Source organism: Mycolicibacter engbaekii, from assembly GCF_002101585.1.
Taxonomy (GTDB): Bacteria; Actinomycetota; Actinomycetes; order Mycobacteriales; family Mycobacteriaceae; genus Mycobacterium; species Mycobacterium engbaekii.
Genome location: NZ_LQOT01000061.1, coordinates 1 through 2,016, shown reverse-complemented (window position 1 = coordinate 2,016; position 2,016 = coordinate 1). Strand labels below are relative to the sequence as shown.

The 2,016-nt window shown below is 64.7% G+C and carries 2 protein-coding genes; both read right to left on the bottom strand.

Annotated features, from left to right (window positions below):
- The coding region (gene dmpG, locus AWC02_RS16355; RefSeq protein ID WP_085129774.1) for a 4-hydroxy-2-oxovalerate aldolase at positions 1–1,028 on the bottom strand (1,028 nt) is incomplete at its 3' end.
- Positions 1,029–1,033: 5 nt separating this feature from the next.
- A complete protein-coding gene (locus AWC02_RS16350) occupies positions 1,034–1,963 on the bottom strand; it encodes an acetaldehyde dehydrogenase (acetylating) (RefSeq protein WP_085129773.1) in 930 nt (309 codons plus the stop codon).
- Between the last annotated feature and the right edge of the window lie 53 nt (positions 1,964–2,016).

Sequence of the window (2,016 nt, the reverse complement as noted above, 5' to 3'; positions counted from 1 at the left end):
TATTTCGCGGCTCGCTCCCGTTGGATCTCCAGGGCGATGTCGATGAGTTGGTCCTCCTGGCCGCCGATCAGCTTGCGCTGTCCGGCCCGGTGCAGCAGCTCATGGGCGGGCACGCCGTAGCGCTCGCCCTGGCGCACCGCGTGCTTGAGGAAGCTCGAGTACACCCCGGAATACCCCATGATCAGCGCATTGCGGTCCAGCACGCACTCGGCCGGCATCGCCGGGCGAACCACTTCCTCGGCGGCATCGGCGATGTCGAAGAAGTCGATGCCGGTCTTGATCCCGACCTTGTCGAACACCCCGATCAGCGCCTCCACCGGGGCATTGCCCGCCCCGGCACCGAAGCGCCGCACCGAACCGTCGATCTGCTTGGCACCGGCACGCACCGCCTCCAGGGAGTTCGCCACACCCAACCCGAGGTTCTCGTGACCGTGAAAGCCGACCTGCGCATCGTCGCCGAGTTCGGCGACCAGCGCCGCCACCCGATCCCGCACACCCTCCATCACCAGGGCCCCGGCCGAATCCACCACATACACACACTGACAACCCGCATCGGCCATGATGCGGGCCTGGGCGGCCAGCTTCTCCGGGGTCACGGTGTGGGCCATCATCAAAAACCCGACGGTCTCCAACCCCAGCTCGCGGGCCAGCCCGAAGTGCTGAATGGACACATCGGCCTCGGTGCAGTGCGTGGCGATCCGGCAGATCTGCCCACCGTTGCCCTGCGCCTCCTTCATGTCGTCCTTGGTGGCCACCCCGGGCAGCATCAAAAAGGCGATCCGGGCATCACGCGCGGTCTGCGCCGCAAGCTTGATCAGCTCCTGATCGGGCGTCTTGGAAAACCCGTAGTTGAAGCTCGACCCACCCAGGCCGTCCCCATGGGTCACCTCGATCACCGGCACCCCCGCGGCGTCGATCGCCGCCACGATCGCGCCGACCTCCTCCGGGGTGAACTGGTGGCGCTTGTGATGCGAACCGTCACGCAGCGAGGTGTCGGTGATCCGCACATCAAAAATGTGATCAGACATGACGATTACGCTCCTCCAGCCTTTGCCGCCGCCATCTCCCGGGCGATCTCCTCGCCGACCTTGGTCGCCGCGGCGGTCATGATGTCCAGGTTGCCCGCATACGGCGGCAGATAATCACCGGCACCCTCGACCTCCACAAACGTGGTCACCACCGCACGCCCACCGGAGTTCAGCGACGGCTCGTCGAACTGCGGCTCATTGAGCAACCGATACCCCGGCACATAGGTCTGCACCTGGGCCACCACATCCTTGATCGACGCGGTGATCGCATCCCGGTCGGCGTCCTCAGGAATCTGGCAAAAGATCGTGTCGCGCATGATCATCGGCGGATCAGCCGGGTTCAAGATGATGATCGCCTTGCCGCGCTGCGCACCACCGATGGTCTCCACCCCCCGCGAGGTGGTCTTGGTGAACTCATCGATATTGGCCCGGGTTCCCGGACCCGCCGACACACTGGCGACACTGGCCACGATCTCGGCATAAGGCACCACCCCGCCCTGCTCTGTGACCGCGCGGGTGACCGCATACACGATCGGAATGGTCGCCTGCCCGCCACAGGTGATCATGTTGACGTTCGGGGCATCAACATGGGCATGCAGATTCGCCGGCGGGATCACCGCCGGACCCACCGCCGCCGGCGTCAAATCAATAGCCCGGATACCGGCAGCCTCATACTTGGGCGCATAGGCCTTATGCACATAGGCGCTGGTGGCCTCAAACACGAAGTCCGGCTTCTCATCCAACGCCAGCAACCAGTCCGCACCCTGCGCTGAAGTCTCCAGCCCCAGCTTGCGGGCCCGCGCCAGACCCTCCGACTCCGGGTCGATCCCGATCATCCAGCGCGGCTCCAGCCACTCCGAACGCAACAACTTGTACAACAGGTCGGTACTGATATTGCCCGAACCGACAATCGCGACTGAGGCCTTGGCAGCCATGAACGCTCCTCTATTCGAAAACCAGCCGGACTGAACCCAGCCCGGAAAACTCG